The following is a 19,975-nucleotide window of genomic DNA, read 5'->3' on the forward strand; positions in this document are numbered from 1 at the left end:
GGCCGTCCATGCAGAACCGCCCGGAGCGTTCCCGCCTCGAGCCCCGCGCGGTCGATCGGCATGCGCGCATGCGCGGCTCAGGAGGCCTCGGCGGGGCGCTCTGCGGCCGACTCGGCTGCTTGGTGCACCACGGCCCACACGAACTCGGGGATGAGCGCGAGCGAGTGCGGGTCCTGCGTGACGCCGATCAGGCCGCTGATGAACTCCATGGGGTGCGGCCGGCGGCCCCCGTCGACGAAGCGCAGCTGGGCGCTCGTCAGGCCGGGCGGTATCTCGGAGAGCCCGGGCCCTTGCGGGTTGCCGAGCCCCCCGAGCGCGTCGCTGCGGGACTCCGCCGTCAGCCACCGCTCGTGCCAGCTCTCGATATAGGGGTTCGGGGCGAAGTAGTCGTTGGGCCAGGCGCGCAGGTAAGGAAACAGCACGTGGATCCACCCCGTGAGCTCGTCCGCCGGGTTCTCGTAGCGGAAGAACGCGCGCCAGAACGACCTGTCGGCGCGCCCCTCCGACGAGGCGGCGATCTGGTCGAGCACGGGCAGGAGGGCGCGCGTCCAGCGCTCCTGTCCGACGGCGCCGAGCATCGCCACGCGCTGGCGCACCCAGCGCCAGTCGTCGGAGGTGCCGAGCAGGTACACGCGCGGGATGCCGCGCTGCGGGTACACGAGATCGCCCGGGAACGGCGGCTCCCAGTCGAAGTGCGGCGCGAGCGGGGTCGCCACCGTGAGCTCCGACGACACCCGCTCGACAGGACCCGTGGTGGAGAAGTTGGCTGTCACGAGATCCCGCAGCGTCCCGACCCGCGCTGAAACCTGCCTGGAGAAATCCGGAAACAACGCGGGCCACGGGTTCACCTGGCCGAGGTTGAAGTCGGGCCGCTCGACGACGAGCGCGAAATCGCGGTCTTCCGCGAGGAAGCGGCGCCGCTGCTCGTCGCTCGCGGCGAGGTGGAGCGTGAAGCCGCGCGCCAGGCAGAACCAGACAACGTCGGGCGAGATCACGAGGGGATAGCGCTGGGTGAAGGCGGTATAGGCCGCCTGGACGAGCGGGTGCAGGTCGGTGCGCCCGACGAGCGGCAGCCGGTGCCGGTAGGACGCCTCGATCGGCGCGACCAGCAGGCTTTGGACGGCGGCCTCGCTGTCGAACCCCGGCAAGGGCGCCGTCGCTGGCTCGACCTCCGCGACGGCGATCGTCGTAACGTTCATGACCCCTCGTCCTCCTGGCCCGGCGCGACGCCGTCGTGATCTGGCGCGTTTCTTTCGTACACGAGCGTGCCGCGCGCGACAACCTGCCGGCTCGCGCGGCCCACGCCGGCCTCGCGGCATGAAACCGCCGCCTCCGCGGGATGAAACGGAGCGGTCACGGAGGCTCGCTGCGCGACGGCGGCTCGCCTCGCGATGAGGACGAGCGCACCGGCCAGGGCGCGCCTCGGGCGGGGGGACGTGGGCCGCCTCGGGCCGGCGCGGCGCTGCCGGCGCCGCCGGCGCCCGCCCAGGTGAGTGGCGCGCGGCGCGTGGCGACGGCGCGCGGGCGATGCCGTGGGCATGTGATTTTTCGCGGATGGCGGATGGTTGTGGGCGTACTGTGGGCGTGGTGTGCGCGTAAATCGCGCGTAAAACGCGCGTAAATCGCGCGCGGATTGCCGGGCGTTGGTGGGCCTCGTCGCAGCGGTGTTGCACGTCCGTGGCGAATGGTGCACGACTAGACGCTCGCGCAGCCGCTTCGATCGGCTTGAAGGAGGAGCGCAGCAGATGAGTTCACGCCAGGCGGGTTCGTACGTGGCGGGGGCACCGCCCAACGCGAAGGCGGCGCTGCGGATCGACTTTCTGAAGAAGGTCTATGGGCTCTTCACGGCGAGCCTTGTCGTGTCGTCCCTGGGCGCCATGTGCGCGCTCTACATCGGGGCGCCGGACGCGGAGGAGGCGGCCGCGGGGGGCCCGATGCCGCCGCTGGTGGAGCTCTTCGCGAGCCACCCGATCCTCTCGATGCTCATCGTGTTCGCCGTGATGTTCGGCGCCCGCGCGGTGCGCCGCGTCCCCGGCGTCAACGTCCTCGCGCTCTTCGGGATGGCGGCGATCCTCGGGGTAACCACGGCGCCTGCGCTCTACATGGCCCAGGTGGCCGCGGGCCTCGGCGGCACCCTGTCGTCGGCCCCGGTGCGGGACACGTTCATCCTGACGGTCCTCACGTTCGGCAGCCTCACGCTCGGTGTCCTCCTCTCGAAGGAGGACCTGTCGTTCCTGGCCAGCGGGCTCGTGATGGGCGCCATGGTCGTCCTCGGCGCCATGCTCCTCAACGCCCTGCTCGGGAGCACGCTCCTCGGGCTCGCGATCGCCAGCGTGTCGGTGCTCGTGTTCGGGGGATACGTCCTCTACAACACGTCGCGCCTGCTCCACTCGGACGAGCAGGATCCCGTGGGCGGCGCGCTCGACCTCTACCTCAACTTCATCAACCTCTTCTCGTCCATTCTGCAGATCCTCTCGGGCCGCCACTTCTGACGGCCGCCCTCGCGGCGCGCGCCGGCGCGCGATGCGATCTACGCTCCGCCGTCCTGCGTTCCGCCGCTCCGCGGCCGCGTGCGCGCCCGGGGCGGATGCCCGGGGGGCGCGGCTTGACGTTCCCTGGGCGCCGGGTAAGAACGCGCGGACCATGCGTCGCCCGCTCTTCGCCGCCGCGCTCGCCCTCCTCCTGTCGTCGCCGCTCGCCGGCGCTGCTTGCAGCAAGCCCGTCGAGGAGACGAAGGCGGTGGCGGCCGCCGAGCTCGCCGCGCCGGCGGGCGTGAAGCGCATCGACATCGCCGTCAACGACAGCGGCTTCTCCCCGTCGACGATCGAGCTCAAGAAGGGAGAGCCGGTGGTGCTGCGCTTCACGCGGACGACGAAGAGCGAGTGTCTGAAGGCGATCGCGATTCCCGATCTCAAGGTCGAGAAGGACCTGCCGCTCAACACGCCGGTCGAGGTGGCCATCACCCCGGAGAAGGAAGGGAAGATGGTGCTTCAGTGCTGGATGGCGATGGTCAAGGCGACCATCAACGTGGTCGGCTCGTGACGCGGCCGCGCCCTCGTCGGGGCGCGGCGCCGAGCGGACCGGTCAGAGGATGAGCCAGAGCTCGGCGTCGTAGCGCCGCGCGCCGCCGGCGTCCCGCGCCGCGCGGCGCGTCCCCGAGGCGGGCGCCTCGGCGCGGCCCGGCTCGGCGGGGGAGCCGGCGTCGCGCACCGCCGGCGCGGCGGCGTGCGCCAGGTCGACGCGCGCCGCCGGCGCGGCGGCGTGCGCCAGGTCGGCGCCCGCGGCGGCGCAGCGGGCCACGGCGAAGCGGAGCATCTCGCGCACGTCGCGCGCGGCGAGCATGCCGTTCGTCCGGTGGCGCGCGAACGCGGCCGCGCGCTCGACGCACGCGGCGCAGGGCGCCGACTCCGACCTGAACCTGAAGAGCAGCGTCCCCTCGGGCCACCCGAGCGCCGTCGCCTCGATGCTCACCACGACGAACGCGCCGTCACGGACCACCTGCGTGCCGCCCACCCCGGCGCCGCCCTCGCCGGCGCCGGGAGCCCCGCCCCTCAGCAGGAACCAGTAACGATCCATGAGGCGCTCGACGCCGCGCGGCTCACCGTGAGCGATGATGTCTGTCATCCATGACCTCCGACGTCAGAATTTGAGGCCCGCGCCTCGGAGCGGCGACGCCGGGGAGGGTCAGGAAATGTCCGGAGAGACGGACAATGTCCGTGCGGCCTCGGCTGCGGCGGCGCGCGCCTCGCCCTGCGCTCACCGCGCCTCGCCCCGCGCTCACCGCGCGGCGGCACCCTCAGGGACGGCGCGCCGCGCTCGTGGGCGGCTGCCGCGCGCGCGGCGGCTCAAAAAGTGAAAAAGCGAGACAGACCACGTCTGAAGCGGAAACTTTCGCTTCCTTTTGGGCTTGCCGTGAGTAAGCTCTGCGCCCCCCAACGCACCCGGCGGGCGACCGCCCCGGTTCTTCGCTCCGAACCGGCTCGTGACCGAGGCGTGCCGAGGGGATCGCGCCCGCGGCGTGCCGCGCGCGCGGAGGCAGTCCGAGCCACCCCAGACGGAGCGAAGAGGCAACCGCATCATGAATCAGCATCCCGGCATCATCGGCAAGAAGATCGGCATGACGCAGATCTTCAGCGAGACGGGCGAGGTCCTGCGCTGCACGGTCGTGCAGGCGGGCTGCGTCGTCGTCGGCAAGCGCACGCTCGAGAAGGACGGCTACAGCGCGCTCGTCCTCGGCCTCGGCGAGCGGGCGGAGAAGCACACGACGAAGCCGCTCGCGGGCGCGTTCAAGAAGGCGGGGCAGACGCCGAAGCGCGTCGTGCGCGAGCTGCGCTGCTCCCCCGAGCACGCGGCGAAGTTCGAGCTCGGGCAGGCGCTCAAGGTCGACGAGATCTTCGAGGTCGGCCAGCGCGTGGACGCGCAGGGCCGCTCGCGCGGCCGCGGCTTCAGCGGCGTCATCCGTCGGTGGAGCTTCGCCGGCGCGGTGAGCTCGCACGGCACCCACGAGTACTTCCGCCACGGCGGCTCGATCGGTACGAACATGACCCCCGGCCGCACGCTGCCCGGCCTGAAGATGCCCGGCCACTACGGCGACGAGACGGTGAGCGCGCTCAACCTGAAGATCGCGAAGCTCCTCCCCGAGGACAACCTCATCCTCATCGAGGGCCCGGTCCCCGGCCCGAAGAACCAGGTGGTCACGATCCGTGGCGCCGTGAAGAAGCGCGGCGGCAAGGGGCTCCCCGTGCCGGCGCAGCAGCCGACCAAGAAGAAGGGCGGCTGATCGGCTGATCCACGCGCCGCTGGTGGAGAACGCGCGCCTCTGAGGAAGCGCGCGCGCCCCGCCGGCGGCGCCCTCCGGTCGCACCGTGCCGCAGAAGCCCAAGAACCCGTACAAGCGCCCGGACGCCTTCACGAAGGCGGCGAAGGCGCAGGGCTACCCTGCGCGCAGCGTCTTCAAGCTCGAGGAGATCGATCGCCGGGTGCGGCTGCTCCGCCCTGGCCAGCGCGTGCTCGACCTGGGCGCGGCGCCCGGCTCGTGGTCGATGTACGCGGCGCAGCGGATCGGCGCGGCGGGGAAGCTGCTCGCGGTGGATCTGTCGCCGATCACGGCGGCGTTCGGCCCGCAGGCGACGGTGGTGCAGGGGGACGCGCTGTCGCTGACGAACGAGGCGCTCGCGCAGTTCGCGCCGTACGACGTGGTGCTGTCGGACATGGCGCCCGCGACGAGCGGCAGCAAGATCGCCGACCAGGCGCGGAGCTACGAGCTGTTCATGCGCGCCGTGGCCGTGGCCGAGGCGCTGCTCGCGCCGGGCGGCGCGTTCGTCGGGAAGATCTTCATGAGCGAGGATTTCGTGAAGGCCCGCGACGCGCTGCGGAACCTGTGCGAGGAGGTCCGGAGCATCCGGCCCGAGGGGACGCGGGCGAACAGCGTGGAGATCTTCCTGGTGGGGCTGCGAAGGAAGGCAGCGGGGAAGGCGGGGTAGGGGGCGGAGCGGGGGCTGCCGCGCTGGTCGGAGCGAGGGGTGGCGGCGTTACTCCAGCGCGCGGCTCCGCTTTTTCAGCAGGCGCGCGTAGCTCTTTCGCAATTCCTCGGGAATGGGCGAGCGTCGCAGCACGGCCAGCGCTTCGCTCGTGCGATCGAGCATCGCGTCGAGGATCGCCGCAGCTTCGGCGCGCGAAAGACGTGCGTGCTGCTCGGCGAAGTCGAGCCAGTGGTGACGGCGCAGATCTCGGTTGCGGATGCCGAGGGGCAGCGCGAGCGTCTTGTCGCCGTAGATCCAGGTGCAGATCAGGTCGTACGCGGGGGCCAGGCGGTAGATGCCGTCCTCGCCGCGCAGGAGCGAGAGGTTCTTCAGGTGCAGGTCGCCGTTGCCGATCCAGTAGGCGACGAGCAGGTGCTGATAGAGCCGGCGCAGCTCGACCCCGGGCTCGCCGCAGTACCGCGCGACGAGCGTCGCGCACTCGGCCGCGGTTCCCTGGCCGCGCTCGTGAGCCGGCCGGCCAGCGAGCTGGCAGAAGTCTTCCTGGTGGAGCTTTGATCGCCTCTTGCGCGCGGTGCGATCGTAGCGCTGGATGACGTAGGCGAGGCTCCCGTCCGCGAGGTAGAAGAGGCCGAGCCGCGGCACCTGCATGCCGGCGAGGGCGGCGATGCGCATGCTGGCGTGCTCGTTCTCGGGCACGTGGGAGTACCTCTCGAGCTGCGGCTTGAGGATGTAGCGGCTGCTCTTCGTGGCGACCTCGAGGCAGGTCTTGTCCTTCGAGAGCCGCATCAGCGCCTTGCGCTGCATGCCGGAGATCGACATCTTGCCGATCTCGGGCTCGATCCGGGCTGGCAGGTGCAGGAGATCCAGGTCGATGCGAGGGGCGTCCTCGACGCCGAAGAGCTGGCGCAGGCAGGCGCGGTGGTAGACTCCTCCGGAGTCGTCGGGCGGGCTCTCGCCCAGGCAGATCAGGCACGCGCCCATGCGGCTACGCCGCCACCGAGAGCTTCTCGGGAACGATCTCCACCGCGCCGGCACAGTCGGCGCAGGTGGCGAGCATCAGGCCGAAGGCGTCGGTGCGATCGAGGCCGAGCTTGCGGCAGGTCTGATCGAGGAGCCAGCCTTCGGGGAGGAGGTTCTCGAAGAACGGGTGAAGGCCGCGGCTCTCGTAGGGCTCGGGGCGGAGAGGGAGCGTCGAGGAGAGGGGGATGGCGTCGGGGCGGGCGAGATAAGCGCGGTCGTAGGTGAAGCGGCTGCCGCCGGGAGTCTCCTCAATGATGCCGGCGCGTGTGCCGTCCACGGAGACGACGCCGCGACGGGGGCGGCCGACCTCGAGGAGGGCGCGGTAGAGGCGCAGATCCTCCAGGGCGGCGGCGGCGGCCTTGCGGACCTTCGCGCTCTTCGAGCGCGCAGCGAGGCGAGCGATGCGCGCCTCGTCGCGGAGCGCCTTCGCGGCGAGGAGGCGGGTGGAGCCGCGCCTGGCGGAGCGGGACAGATGAGCGAGGACAGGGCGCCACGCCGGCTCCGGGAGGCCTTTGTCACGAAGGTACACAGCGGCGCGAACACGGACAGCCTCGTCGTCCGCAGCGTCAGCGAGCTGGCGAAGTTGACGGAGGGCTTCGGTCCGATTTTCTCCGTCGAGTGAAGCCAGCCGTTGACACACCATTAGCTGGAGGTCCTCTCGGAGCCCGCCCTCGATGAGCTGCGAGAGTCCAGTACGTGCCTCCGGCAGACTGCTCGCGTGCTGCAGCAGCTCATGGATCGGATCCAGTGCATGGAGATCTGGCTTCTCGTGGACGAGCAGGATCAGTGCGTCGACACCGAGGCGGCGTCCCTGCGGGACGTCGAGCAGGGCTTTCGCTGCGAACTGGCGGATCGGTGCGGCGAACGAGCTCGAGCACGCCATCTCGCGCAGCGCGTCCACGCCACGAGGGTCATTGCGGGCGACCATCCACTGCGCGATGACCACTCTTGCGTCCAGCCTTTTGACCGTGGTGATGTCGTCTAGCGCGCGCCACAGGGCTTGGCGCGCCCCGGCGTGCTCGTTGGCCAATCTCTCCAGCGTGGCAACGTCAACGCCGTAGAATATCCATCCGTCTCCCTCATGGAAGAGTGCTTCCGTCCAGATCGAGATGGCCTCCTCATCATGCCAAAGCAAAGCCATCTCCGCGGCGACGCGCTCCCTCAAGCGAACGTTATCCACATGGAGTAAAGAGCGTATCTGCGCGCGAAGAGGAGGCTCATCCGCAGCTTCCAGCAAGCGTGGGAGGTCCTCGCTGCTGAATGATTGCACATACTCCTCACCGCTAAATGCTTGCTCATACCCGGACCGGAGCACGTCGACCAAGGTGCGCACCGCATCGCTTCGCCACTCGGGGATTCGTAGCAGCGCGAGCGCCGCAGAGCAGCGCCTGCCTGGATCCTCGTGATCCCGCATAACCGCGGCGACGGGCCTCGACGCCGAGGCCATGCCGCTGCCGAGGAGCGCGATCCACGCCGTACTCCTCGCCGGCTCACTGAGTTTCTCCACGTCGTGATGAAGCGATAACGCCTCGGCGGCTGTCCACTCTCCCAGACGCCCTGCCTCCATAATCCCATTGATGAGCTGAAATTCGTCAGGTTGATTGAAGGCGAGCTCTGCTAACCGGGTGAGGCGCTCTTGTTTTGTGCTGACCGCGAACGCGCATTCGTCTAGCACGAATAACTTGCGATGATGACCATCTCGCGATTTTGCTTCGACGGCAGCGGCGACGATACGACCGGCGTCCGGCCATTCCGGTCCGCGCAGTCGGAGCGCTGAAGGGAGCTTGTTCATAAAGAACCACGGGGTAAAGTGATATCCGAGGATGCAGTCCGTGAGCTTGTGCGCGAACGAACGGACCGGTTCCTGATCGAGCAGCCGGATCTCGGCCACGCATCGGATCGCGAACGATACGAAGTGGAATACTGGATAGTCCTCGAAGGGATCCACGTCCTCTAGCACAGACTGAAGCAGCTCGACCACCTGCTGCGGGCGCTCCTCCTCGATCATCCCGCAGATGAGCGTCAGCGTCTCCTCCCACGCCTGGTCCTGCCAGCTCCTCCTGAAGACCGCCTTTATCTCGTCGAGCCCCCAGTCATGGGTACGGAACCGCGCATGTATCTCCGCCGCGGCGAGATACTCCAGAAACGTCTTGTGCACGAACCCGAAGGTCTGCCCGCCGATCAAGGCGAGGATATAGTTCCTTTCCCGCAATTGCTGGATGAGCTGCTCGGCCGTCGCCTGCGCCTCCTCGGCCCTGAGCACGAGCTCCTCGGCGCAGAAGGACGCCGCGAAGGCGCTCAGGTCCTGCTGCCGTACAGCATTGCCGCTGCCGCCCGTGAGCTCGGTAATCATCAGGAACGCGAGCTTCCGCAAAAACCGCTTCTTTCTGGGTAGATCGAACTGGACCGCACCGGCCGCGGCCAGGTGCTTGTTCGCTTCCCACTGCTCCGCCATGAGGTCCACTGCGCGCTCGTAGAGCCGGTGCCGCTGCCGGGGCAGCTCCGCGCCGCGGTTGAGCAGCGCGATGAGCGTGAGCAGCAGAGGGTTGCTGCACAGCTCGCGCACGGGCCTGCTCTCCTTGAGCGTCTGGCGAAGTCGCTCCAGCCGCCGCGCCGCGGCCTCCGGTGCGCCGGGGAAGGCGAGGCGGTGCCAGCGCTCCAGGAAGGCGTCGATCTGCCGGTCATCGAACTCCTGCAGCGTGTAGGTCGCGAGCCCGGCTTGCTGGAAGAGCGGCTGTACCGGGCGAGCGCCGACGATCCGGCTCGTCACGATCCCTCGCCCCGCATAGCGATCGCGCGCGCCCACGATCATGGCGGCGTAGTCTCGCCGGGCGTGCGGGTCCGCCACCTCGTCGAGCCCGTCGAACAGCCAGAGGAGCCGTCCCGCCTCGGCGAGGCGGCGCAACGGCTCTCCGCGGAGCGAGAGGTTGCGCTCTCGGTGGACCTCGTCGAGGTGATCGAAGAAGTCGCACGAGCGGCCCACCTGCCGGCACGAACGGTAGTGAAGATCGAAGCGGCGGAGCTCGATGCGCACTGGCACGAGGTCGGCGGGCATGTCGCCGAGCGACTCGCCGGGAGTCGAGAGCTTGAGGACGAGCCAGCGGGTGAGCGCGCTCTTGCCTGCCCCCGGCGCGCCGAGGATCAGGACCCAGGGCTCCCCCGGCGAGGTCACGATCTGATCGATCGGCTTCGGCGCGCCGGTGAGGGCCACGTGAGACATCGCATATTCTGCGCGGCCCGGTCGCGGGACGCCGGCGAGGACATCCTCCTCCAACTCGCCACCGAGATCGCGCGGCAGGTCCAGCCGCGGCGGCTCACGGCGCGCGGTCTGGGGCAGAAAGACGTGGAGCAGATCGAGCCCCGCCGGGATGTCCGCGTCTTCCCCCATCGTCGCGAGATTGAACAGCGCCTCCCGCCGGTATGCGTTCGCCCAGTGGCGGCGGTACGCGTCGACCATCTGGGCGAGATCGGCGAGCGGCGCCACAACGGATTCAGCACGACCCGAGAACGTTCCCTCGACCCGCTCGAACCCTGCCCTCTTCTCGACGCGCCATCTGCGCCCCTCTGGATCGGACCTCAGGCACCCGATCCACCGCTTCTGGTCGGGTACATAGGCCCGCGTGCCATACGCCAGCCGATCTGGGTAGACTTGCACGATCTGGTATTGGTTTGGCACCTCCGGCGGCCGCTCAGGCACCTTCACGCCCGCGCTCCCGATCCCGAGGACCGGCACGTTGTTGTCGAGCCATCCGAGCTGCTCCTCGTGAAGGTGCCCGTGCACTACGAGGTTCAGGTACGGCTGGAGCATCCCCCTCAGGTCCTTCGCATCCTGCCTGGCCGCGTCGCTCTCGCCAGGGTGAAGCGGATCGTGATGGATGGCCGCAATCCGGAGGAACCCCTGCTCCTTGTAAGGCCGCAGCTTGCCCGCGAAGAACCGGAGCTGCTGCTCGCCGACGAAGCCGTAGTGATCCTCGGGCCGGTGGCTCTCGGCGATCGCCGAGTTCAGGCCGGCGATCACGACCCGGAGATCGGGGTACTCGAACAGGGTCCACGGCTCCGCCTCGGTGAACTGGATCCCTGTCTGCCCTTCGTAAAAGCGGGCGAAGAACTCCGCGTAGGGCCGCAGCTTCGGCCAGTACGGCAGCAACCGCCGCTCCTCGTTACCCTCTCGCTCCGCAAAGTACGCCTGACAGAGCTTCCAGTTGACGTCGTGGTTTCCGGGCACGACGACCACCCGGCGCGGCGCCAGCTCCGTGACCTCGGTGAGGCCGTGCGCGAACGAGAGCAGCTGATCGAACTGCGACTTCATTCCGTATTCGGTGAGGTCGCCGGTCAGCAGGACGAGGTCCGGACGGATGCCCTCCTCCTCGCGCAGCCGCTCGAGGTCATCGCGGAGGCGCTGGAGGAGGCTGCCGGACGAGCTCGGCCATTCGAACCGATGGTGCGGGCCGAACTGCAGGTCGGACAGGTGGAGCAGGGTGATGGGCTTTTGCGTGACCACGCTCGTGTAGCCTCCAGCAGGTCGAGGCTACCACGGTTCCCTCGTGACCCACGGCTTCGCCCGGATCACAGCATTCCCTCCACCGCGTCCCCGCTTTACCAGACCCCGGCCGACCCGCTCCCCCACATCTCCCGCACCAGAGTCTCGACGAGCTCCCGCGCCGGCATCGGGCGCACGAGCGGCGCCCCCTGGCCCGCCCACAGCAGCATCAGGTCCGCGCGTCCCTGCTTGGCGGCCGCCGCGCGGAGGTCGAGCGTCCTCCGGTGCTGCTCCGGGAAGGGCGGCGTTCGCCGGCCCTCGAGCGCCTCGGTGAAGCGGTTCCGGATCGCGCGCCCCGGCCGCCCCGTGAAGGCGCGCGTGACCACCGTGCGCAGCGCGGCGTCCGAGCGGAGCGCGGCGCGGTAGGCGGGCGAGATCCCCGCCTCGGGACAGCCGAGGAACGCGGTCCCGAGCTGCGCCCCCGCGGCGCCGAGGGCGCGCGCCGCCGCGATGCCGCGCCCGTCCATGATGCCGCCCGCGGCGAGCACCGGGACGCGGACGTGCGCCGCCACCTGCGGCACGAGCGCCATCGTGCCGACCAGGCCGTCCTCGAACGAGCCGTGGAAGGTGCCGCGATGCGCCCCCGCCTCGGCCCCCTGCGCCGAGATCGCGTCGACCCCCGCCTCCTCGAGCAGCACGGCCTCGTCGACCGTGGTCGCCGTCCCGATGACGACGATGGACGCCGCGCGGAGCGCGCGCAGGTGCTCCGGCGCGAGCAGGCCAAAGGTGAAGCTGAACACCGCCGGGCGGCACCGGAGCACCGCGTCGAGCTGCGCCTCGAAGAGCCCCTGGACGTGGGGCGGCGCCGTCTCGCTCGGCAGCCCGAGCTCCGCGCGGAGCGCGTCGAGCACCGGCGCGTTCTCGGCGGCAATCTCGGGCGCAGACGGCTTCGGGGCCTGGGGCGCGAACAGGTTCACCGCGAAGGGCGCGGTGGTCCGCGCCCGGATATCGGCGCAGATCGCCTCGATCGCCTGCGGCGTCATGTACGCCGCGCCGACGGAGCCGAGCGCGCCGGCGCGCGACACTTCGGCGACGAGCTCGGGGGTCGTGATCCCGCCCGCCATCGGCGCCTGCACGATCGGATGACGTATGCCGAGGAGGCTCGCAAGTTTGCTCATGACTACGCTCCCGTGGGTTGACTGGCACAGGGGTAGCGCCTTCCATGTATCGCTTGCAGTGATTTGATTTGATGCGAGCCATCGTTCATGGTGATGCCAGAGGCGATGCCATGAACTCCTCCGATCTACGCGTCTTCGAGGCGGTCGCCCGCACGGGCGGCATCGGCAAGGCTGCGCTCGAGCTGCGCACCGTGCAGTCCAACGTGACGGCGCGGGTGCGTCACCTCGAGGAGGAGCTCGGCGTCCGGCTCTTCGAGCGGCACCGGCGCGGCGTGATGCTGACGGGCGCGGGGAAGCAGCTCCTGCCGTATGCGCTGCAGGTCGGGCGGCTGCTCACCGAGGCGGAGGAGATCGTCCGGCGCGGCGACGAGCCCGTGGGGACGCTCGCGCTCGGCTCGCTGGAGACGACGGCGGCGCTGCGCCTCGCGCCCGTCCTCTCCGCGTACCACCGCGCGCATCCGCGGGTCGACATCGCGCTGCGCACGGGCACGACGGCCAGCCTGACCGCGGACGTGCTCGGGCGCCGGCTGGAAGGGGCGCTCGTCGTCGGCCCCGTACGCCACGAGGAGCTCGTCGAGGAGAAGCTGATCGAGGAGGAGCTCGTTGTCGTGGCGCCCGCCGCGTGGCCCACGTGGGTGCCGCGCGAAGGGGGGGCGAGGATCGTCGTGTTCCGGGCGGGGTGCTCGTACCGCCAGCGGCTCGAGGCGCTCCTCGCGGGAAAGGGGCTCGTGGCGACGCGCCTGCTCGAGTTCGGGACGCTGGACGGAATCCTCGGTTGCGTGGCGGCCGGTATCGGGATCACGATGCTCCCGCGCGCGGTGGTCGCGCGCAGCGCGCTCGGCGCCGATCTCTCGATTCACCCCCTTCCGGCGAACAAGGGGCGTACGGCGACCGTGTTCATCCGTCGGCGCGACGCGCTCGTGTCCGCGGCGCTCGGCGCGTTCCTCGCGCTCGCACGCGCGATCCACGCGCCGGCGCGGCGCTCGGCGGAGCTCGAAAGAGACATGGGGTGACCGCCGCGACGAAAGGGAGAGAAGGAGAGAAGAAGATGCGAGAAGCGCTCGTCAGCGCCCTTCTTCCCCTTGTTCTTCCCCCGGCGTCCTCGGCGCCTCGTCGGCTCAGCCCTCTCGGACCGCCCGAAGGCCCCCTCAGAACGCGTTGTGCCCCGTGATCGCGTTCCCGAGGATCAGGCAATGCACCTCGTCGGTGCCCTCGTACGTGTACACGCTCTCCAGGTTGAGCATGTGCCGGACCACCGGATAATCGAGCAGGATCCCGTTCGCGCCGAGCACGCTCCGCGCGGTCCGCGCGATCTTGAGCGCCCAGCCCACGTTGTTCCGCTTGCACAGCGACACCTGCACCGGGCTGATCCCGCCCGCGTCCTTCAGCCGCGCGAAGTGCAGCGCCATGATCTGCCCCTTCGCGATCTCCGTCGCCATCTCCACGAGCTCCGCCTGGATGAGCTGCCGCGACGCGATCGGCTGGCCGAACTGGACGCGCTCGCGCGCGTACGACACGGCCGTCTCGTAGCAGGCGCGCGCGGCGCCGAGCGCGCCCCACGCGATCCCGAAGCGCGCCTGCGTCAGGCAGCCGAGCGGGCCCCTCAGGCCGACCACGCCCGGCAGCACGTTCTCCTCCGGGACGCGCACCTCGTTCAGGACGATCTCCCCGGTCGGGCTCGCGCGCAGGCTCATCTTGCCGTGGATGAGCGGCGTCTCCAGCCCCTTCATCCCCCGCTCCACCACGAAGCCGCGGATCGACTCGGGGCCTCCGTCATCCACCTTGGCCCACACCACGCAGAGGTCCGCGATCGGCGCGCTCGTGATCCACATCTTCGTGCCCGTGAGCACATACGAGCTCCCGTCGTTCCGGGCGCGCGTCTTCATCGAGCTCGGGTCCGAGCCGCTGTCGGGCTCCGTCAGGCCGAAGCAGCCGATCAGCTCGGCCGAGGCCATCCTCGGCAGCCAGCGCTGCTTCTGCTCCTCGGAGCCGTATTTCCAGATCGGATACATCGCCAGCGAGCCCTGGACGCTGACGAAGCTGCGCAGGCCGCTGTCGCCGTACTCCAGCTCCTGCAGCGCGAGCCCGTAAGCGACCGAGTTCATGCCGGCGCAGCCATAGCCGGTCAGCGAGCCCCCGAGCAGGCCGAGCGCGGCGATCTCGGGGATCAGGTCGGTCGCGAACTCCTCCCGCGCGAACAGGTCCGCGGCGCGCGGGAGGTACCGCTCGCGCACGAAGCGGCGGACGGAGTCGCGGACCATGCGCTCCTCGTCGGAGAGCAGCGGATCGATCGCCATGAGCTGATCGAGCGAGACGGGCTCCTGCGTGGCCATGACGCCAGCGTGTAGCGTGCCTTCGGACGGCGCGGAAGACGGAAGGGCAGAGCGCCGGCGCGCGCCGCCGGATCAGGGGCGGATGGAGACGAGCGTGCCCTTCCGCAGCGAGAGCGCGCCGTGCCAGTCGGCCGGCACCTCGGGGGTCGTCCACTCGAACAGCCAGGCGGCGTCGAGCGGCGAGAGGTTCACGCAGCCGTGGCTGCGCGCGGTGCCGAAATCGTCGTGCCAGTAGGCGGCGTGGAACGCGAAGCCCCCGGTGAAGTACTGGACGAACGGCACGTCGCGGAAATCGAAGGGATCCTCTTCCTCCTCGTCGCCATCCATCGTGACCGTGACGTGCTTCGTGTGGATGCGGAACAGCCCCTGGATGGTCGAGCGCGTCGTCTCGGGGTCGCCGAGGCCGTCCGCTCCGGTCGAGACCAGGGTCACGTAGACAGGTCGAGCGCCCTCGTAGGCGACCAGGCTCTGCTGGTTGATCGAGACGTCGATCCACTTGCGCCCGCGCACCGCCCACGCCGGGGTCCTCGGGAGCGGATCGACGCGCACGACGTCGTCGGCGCGGACGAGCGAGCCGTCCCGCGCCTCGAGGTAGTCGACGCCGGCGACGCGCCGGGAGGCGCCGGACAGCGGGATCGCCTCGCGGAAGCGGAGCGGGGCGCGGGCGAGGCCGCCGCGCTCGCCCGGGACGAGGCGCGCGGCGTGGTGGCGCCGGGCGAAGGCGACGGGCAGGGCGACGCCCTCGGGGAGCAGGAGCCCGGAGAAGGCGCTCGGCCGGATGACGCGGGTGCGGTCGAGCGGCAGGACGGTGAGGTCGGTGGTCAGGCCGAAGCGGCGCCCGTCGTGATCGAAGGTCGAGAGCAGCGCGAAGCCGGAGCGCGTGCGGGCGCGGCCGAGGACGAGCGCGTCGGGCGAACGGCGGTCGCCGGCGAGGCCGGGCGCGGGACGGCCGTAGAGCAGGACGGAAGGGGTCGCGTCGGGGGGCGGCGGGGCGACGAAGTCCGGCGCGCGCGCGGCGGCCGCGGCGCGGAGCAGGTGCCCGCCGAGGTCGGGCTCGGCGCTGCGCTGCTCGTCCTCGCTCGGCAGGCGCGCGTACAGCGGCGGGGTGGGGGAGCGCGACATCACGTACGTGTAGGGCAGCCCGCCGAGGAGGGCCGCAGCGTCGAGCGCCTCCGGCGCGGCGGGCGCGGTATCGACCGCATGCACGGCATTCGGAGCGGCGTCGCCCGGCTGCATGGCATTCGGAGCGGCGTCGCCCGGCTGCATGGCGGCCAGCGCGACCTCGCCCGGCTGCATAGCATTCGGGGCGACGTCGCCCGGCTGCATGGCATTCGGGGCGGCGTCGCCCGGCTGCACGGCATTCGGCGCGGCCTCGCCCGCCTGCATGGCGGCCGGCGCGCTCTCGCCGGCGCTCGGCGCGGCCGGCGCGGCCTCGCCGCGGACGACCGGCAAAGCGGGCAGAGCGAACCGGCGGACCGGGCGGCGCGACGAGGCCTCGACCGCGAGATCGTGGATGTTCAGCGTCGCGCTGGCGCCGATGCAGACATAGCCGTTCGGCTCGATGCGGTACCAGCCTCCGCCGCACGACTCCCTGCCGGACGGCTCCGGCCGGCGCGCGACGATGGCGCCGGCGCGCAGGTATCCGATGCGCCGGCTGGTCCAGCGCGGCTCGGCGAAGATCCAGGTCTCCCGGGCGATGCTCGCGAGCTCGTGGACCTCCTCGGCCGCCGTCGGCGAGGTGACCGGAGGCGGATCCAGCTCGGGCAGCCTGTCGGAGCCGTCATCGACGAGCTCCGGCGGCAGCGTCGGCAAGGCGAGCGGGTCGCCGCTCGGCGCCGCGGCGTCAGCGCCGGGCGCCGCCGTGACGCCCGCGCCGGCCGGCGCCGGGTCCTCCGCGGCGGCCGGGGGCGCCGGGGCAGCGACCGGGGGCGCCGCCCCGGCGAGCGGCGCGGTGACCGCGGACGCCGGCGCAGGCGCCGGGGACGCCGCCGTCGGCTCGGAGGCAGGGCGCGGGCAGCTCACGCTGAGCGTCGAGAACGCCATCGCTGGCAGCAGGAGAAAGCCTCGCACGCGCATGGAGCGCGCGTATCAAGAGGCGCGGGGGAGGGCCAAGTTCGAGGGATTCAGGAGTGCGCGGGCTCGGGAGCGGGCGCCTCGCTGGCCGAGGCGCTCGCCTGGAGCTCGGGGACGGCCGGAGGCGGGGACACCGGCGGAGGCGGGGATACCAGCAGAGGCGCGGAGACCGGCGCGGCGGGCCCGCGCCCGCCGGACTTCAGCTCACAGGTCGCGCGCGCACATCGCGGTGACGTAGTAGCGGCGATCGTCGTTCCGGTAGGAGACCTGATAATCCGTCGTTTGCTTGAACCCGGCGGCCAGGAAGCTGCCGCCGTGCATGAAGCGCGTGGCAGAGTTGTTGTCGAGCCGCGAGCAGTCGTTGCAGGGCACCAGCAGCTGATAGATATCCGAGCCGTCGCGGGTGGCCTTGTACGCGTTGCCGGCCAGGTCCATGTGGCCCCAGCGCCCGGTGCCGTTCGGGAATTTGCCGACCTCGGTGAGGTCCCTCTCGCTGCACGGGTAGAGCGAGGGATACGACGTCTTGCAGGCGCCCGCGACGCTTCCGTCGCCCTGGCAGCACCACGAGGCGTCGTCGATCTCGATGTCCTCGACGCTCGTGCCGCCCCAGGGATAGATGCGCTGCTCGTTGCCGCCTGCAGACACGTAGTTGATCTCCGCTTGCGTCGGCAGCCGTCCGCCGTCCCACGCGCAGAACGCGAACAGCTCGTACCACGTCGCGCAGACGATCGGCTTCTTCTCCTCGGCTCCTGGGGTGTTGCTCCACGACGGCCAGTCCCACTGCTCGCAGATGAGCGCCGTCCGGAGCGCGTCCGTGCTGGCCGTGAGCTTCGAGTTCCACGTCGGATCCCAGCCGCTGTTCGGGATCTTCGGGTGGGCGCCCGCGCCGGCGGGCGGCGGGTTGGCCTGCGTCGGGCCGCCGGTCCGCTCGATGTACTGCCGGAAGCGCCCGACCGTGACCATGTACTTGTCGAGGTAGAAGTCGCTGACCGTCGCGGGGTAGCTCGGGTGGTTGAGCCGGTTGAACGTCCCACCCGGGACCGGCAGGGTCGAGCAGCAGTTGTCGCTGCCCGCGAGGCCGCAGTTCGCGCCGGCGCCCGGCGTGTTGCTGCTGCAGCTGATCGGCAGGCCGGGCACGCCGCCCCCGCCTCCGCCGCCGGCACCGCCCGCGCCGCCGGCACCCCCGGCACCGCCCGCGCCGCCGGCACCCCCGGCGCCGCCCGCGCCGCCCGCGCCGCCGGCACCCCCGGCGCCGCCTGTGCCGCCGGAGCCCGAGCTGGAAGCGGAGGTGCTGGAGGCCGACGTGCTGGAAGCGGAGGTGCTGGACGCCGACGAGCTGGAAGCGGCGGTGCTGGAGGCCGACGAGCTGGAAGCGGCGGTGCTGGACGTGCTGGAGGCCGTGGTGCTCGATCCGGAACCCGTCGCGCTGTCATAACAGACCGTGAGCTTCGGACGTCGCTCATCCCCGATGGCGTTCGTGTTCTCGCTGGTCCGGATATCGGTGGTATTCGCGGTCTGCTCGAAGAGAACGCCGTTGTTCGCGACGGTGCCGTTCACCCAGCTCTGCACGAGCGCCGTGATGCTGACCGTCTGGTAGCCGTAGGCGAATCCCCCGCTCGTCGTGATGGTCCCGAGGACCCCAGGATCCCATGCCTCCGCGTGCGTGCTCCACTTCGCGGTGGTCTCCTCCCAGGGCAGCGTGACCCGGTGTACGCGGACCACCTCGGCCGTCGCACCGCCGAGGTTCACGGCGAGGTTGGCCGAGTTGATGCTGGCGTCAGAGGGAATGGACGAGAGGTCGAACGCCATCAGCCCGAACATACGCGTCGGGGTCGCCGCGGAGGTCATGCCAACATTCATGTTGGGACCATTGTCCGCATAGCTGCGAGACGACTCATGGATGGTCACATCCTTGACCGTGCCCGTCGTCCCGGCGCGCTGGAGCGTCACGCAGGTCGTCACCGCCTGCTGCGCTTCGTCGACGAGCTCGTCGCCCGCGCCCGGCCCGCCGACGCACCCGGCGGCCGCCGCGCCGGATGCCGCGGCGAGGTAGGCCAGGAGAAGATGCCGATTCCCGCTCACGAACGTGCGATTCCTCATGATGCTCTCCGATCCGCATCGCCGGGCGAGCCCGCCAGCGAGGCCAACAATGACGCCGTCGCGCTGGAGCGCCAGAGAGCGCCCCCGCCAAACTCATTCTCTGCCTGCGCGCCGTGAGTGATCACCTATGTCAGGCCAACGGTCGGATCGTTCTGGGTTCGATCAGCGCGCGAGGAAAACGATACCGTTGTACGTCTTTAAAAGGAATACGTCAATCGCGAATCGAGATTTGTGATGAGAAACCTTGTGAGAGCACGAGTCGTGTTGAGACAAAAAGAGACATTATTGCGCCAATCGCTAGCGCTTGTCGAGCCCCCGCCTGCTCATTTTGGTGATGCCGCTCACGGGCGCGTCCTCGGGCTACCCGGGCTGCCACGACTTGCCGGGGCGCGTGGCGCACTGGTGGAATTTTACCGGCAAGGCGCGTGTGCGCGGGGGTGAGGAGGCAGGCCTGATTGCCTCTGCCTACCCGCGTGCCTGTCTGGCCACTTACCTGTTCAGGCCGCTAAATCACGCGCTGCTGCCCTGTCCAGGCGCGGAGTCGGGGCCGGCGGCCCTGGAAAGGCCCTCTTCGACCTCGGTGACGATCATCGCCGCGAGGAGATCGAGCAGCGCGAGGCCCTCGTCCTCCGAGGCCTCGCGCGGAGCGCCGGTGTAGGCGGCGTCCATACCCAGGTCGCTGAACCGCTTCACCCCTGCCTTGATGCCCTCCGACAGGCTCACCTCGAGATCGGGCAGGGCCAGGGCGATGTCCCTCCGGACGAGCGTGGGGGCCGCGGCGAGGACGAGCGAGGTCTCGTAACGGCCGGCGTGACAGGCGCCGCTCCGGAACTCGGCGGAGAGCGTCCGCGCCCAGCGGCGCGCGAGCGGGCAGGCCACCGAGCCGCGGCCCGGGGGCAAGTCGCCCACGGCGGCGCGCACGGCGCGGTCGTGCTCCGGCTCAAGGTGGTTGTTGATGAAGCAGACGTGGGCCAGGCCGGCCGACAGGTAGGCCTCCGCGACCGCGCGCAGGAAGGCGGTGAGCGCGGGCGCCGGGATCGAGATCGCGCCCGCGAAGCCCGCCGCGAAATCGGTGACGCCGTAGCCGACGGGCGGCGCGAGGAGCGCGGCGACGCCCCGCTCCCAGAGCCGCAGGCCGGCACGCTCGGCCGCGGCCTCGCCGATGAGCGTGTCCGTCCCGAGCGGCAGGTGCGGGCCGTGCGGCTCCACCGACCCGACCGGCACGAGCGCGACGCACGGCGCGCCGCCCGACAGGAGCGCGGCGAGCTCGGACGTCGTGAGCTCGGCGAGGCGCGGCGCGGCCTGCAC

14 protein-coding genes are annotated in these 19,975 nt (G+C 70.8%); 5 read left to right on the plus strand and 9 right to left on the minus strand.

The genetic code is table 11. The features are described 5' to 3' along the window. Positions 1 to 77: 77 nt before the first annotated feature. Positions 78 to 1,199, minus strand: a complete 1,122-nt coding sequence (locus WMF26_RS12020) for a DUF4419 domain-containing protein (protein ID WP_061621761.1) — start codon at positions 1,197 to 1,199, stop codon at positions 78 to 80. 546 nt (positions 1,200 to 1,745) lie between these two features. On the opposite strand from WMF26_RS12020, the gene WMF26_RS12025 reads away from it, so the two are divergent. Both WMF26_RS12025 and WMF26_RS12030 read left to right on the plus strand, forming a co-directional pair. Further along, positions 1,746 to 2,492, plus strand: coding sequence for a Bax inhibitor-1/YccA family protein (locus WMF26_RS12025; protein WP_437946234.1), 747 nt, complete (start codon positions 1,746 to 1,748; stop codon positions 2,490 to 2,492). Positions 2,493 to 2,643: 151 nt separating this feature from the next. Beyond that, positions 2,644 to 3,042, plus strand: a complete 399-nt coding sequence (locus WMF26_RS12030) for a cupredoxin domain-containing protein (RefSeq protein ID WP_061621763.1) — start codon at positions 2,644 to 2,646, stop codon at positions 3,040 to 3,042. Positions 3,043 to 3,084: 42 nt separating this feature from the next. Here WMF26_RS12030 and WMF26_RS12035 read toward each other — a convergent pair whose 3' ends face one another. Next, positions 3,085 to 3,624, minus strand: coding sequence for a hypothetical protein (locus WMF26_RS12035; RefSeq protein ID WP_438000433.1), 540 nt, complete (start codon positions 3,622 to 3,624; stop codon positions 3,085 to 3,087). A gap of 454 nt (positions 3,625 to 4,078) precedes the next feature. On the opposite strand from WMF26_RS12035, the gene rplC reads away from it, so the two are divergent. Beyond that, positions 4,079 to 4,780: a 50S ribosomal protein L3 gene (rplC, locus tag WMF26_RS12040; protein ID WP_061622921.1), complete on the plus strand. Its 702-nt coding sequence runs from the start codon at positions 4,079 to 4,081 to the stop codon at positions 4,778 to 4,780. An 85-nt stretch (positions 4,781 to 4,865) separates the two neighbouring features. Continuing rightward, positions 4,866 to 5,483, plus strand: coding sequence for an SAM-dependent methyltransferase (locus tag WMF26_RS12045; RefSeq protein ID WP_020734394.1), 618 nt, complete (start codon positions 4,866 to 4,868; stop codon positions 5,481 to 5,483). A gap of 48 nt (positions 5,484 to 5,531) precedes the next feature. Here WMF26_RS12045 and WMF26_RS12050 read toward each other — a convergent pair whose 3' ends face one another. The 3 genes from WMF26_RS12050 to WMF26_RS12060 form a co-directional block, all read right to left on the minus strand. Continuing rightward, a complete protein-coding gene (locus tag WMF26_RS12050) occupies positions 5,532 to 6,464 on the minus strand; it encodes a type II toxin-antitoxin system HipA family toxin (RefSeq protein ID WP_438000434.1) in 933 nt (310 codons plus the stop codon). Between the two features lie 4 nt (positions 6,465 to 6,468). Further along, a complete protein-coding gene (locus WMF26_RS12055) occupies positions 6,469 to 11,004 on the minus strand; it encodes a HipA N-terminal domain-containing protein (RefSeq protein ID WP_438000435.1) in 4,536 nt (1,511 codons plus the stop codon). 95 nt (positions 11,005 to 11,099) lie between these two features. Further along, a complete protein-coding gene (locus WMF26_RS12060; protein ID WP_438000436.1) occupies positions 11,100 to 12,161 on the minus strand; it encodes an NAD(P)H-dependent flavin oxidoreductase in 1,062 nt (353 codons plus the stop codon). A 110-nt stretch (positions 12,162 to 12,271) separates the two neighbouring features. On the opposite strand from WMF26_RS12060, the gene WMF26_RS12065 reads away from it, so the two are divergent. Next, entirely contained in the window at positions 12,272 to 13,174 is a 903-nt protein-coding gene (locus tag WMF26_RS12065) for a LysR substrate-binding domain-containing protein (protein WP_437946240.1), read from the plus strand. A gap of 135 nt (positions 13,175 to 13,309) precedes the next feature. On the opposite strand, the gene WMF26_RS12070 is transcribed toward WMF26_RS12065, so the two are convergent. The 4 genes from WMF26_RS12070 to WMF26_RS12085 form a co-directional block, all read right to left on the minus strand. Then, positions 13,310 to 14,494 (minus strand): acyl-CoA dehydrogenase family protein, encoded by a 1,185-nt coding sequence (locus WMF26_RS12070; protein WP_438000437.1) that lies wholly within the window; start codon positions 14,492 to 14,494, stop codon positions 13,310 to 13,312. A gap of 72 nt (positions 14,495 to 14,566) precedes the next feature. After that, the gene (locus WMF26_RS12075; RefSeq protein WP_438000438.1) at positions 14,567 to 16,570 is read right to left on the minus strand and encodes a L,D-transpeptidase family protein; all 2,004 of its coding nucleotides are present in this window, start codon (positions 16,568 to 16,570) and stop codon (positions 14,567 to 14,569) included. A 201-nt stretch (positions 16,571 to 16,771) separates the two neighbouring features. Next, positions 16,772 to 18,667: an SUMF1/EgtB/PvdO family nonheme iron enzyme gene (locus tag WMF26_RS12080; RefSeq protein WP_438000439.1), complete on the minus strand. Its 1,896-nt coding sequence runs from the start codon at positions 18,665 to 18,667 to the stop codon at positions 16,772 to 16,774. A 510-nt stretch (positions 18,668 to 19,177) separates the two neighbouring features. Continuing rightward, complete coding sequence (locus tag WMF26_RS12085) at positions 19,178 to 19,975, minus strand: creatininase family protein (protein ID WP_438000440.1); 798 nt, start codon at positions 19,973 to 19,975, stop codon at positions 19,178 to 19,180.

It is taken from the genome of Sorangium sp. So ce185 (assembly GCF_051526825.1).
Taxonomy (GTDB): domain Bacteria; phylum Myxococcota_A; class Polyangia; order Polyangiales; family Polyangiaceae; genus Sorangium; species Sorangium cellulosum_D.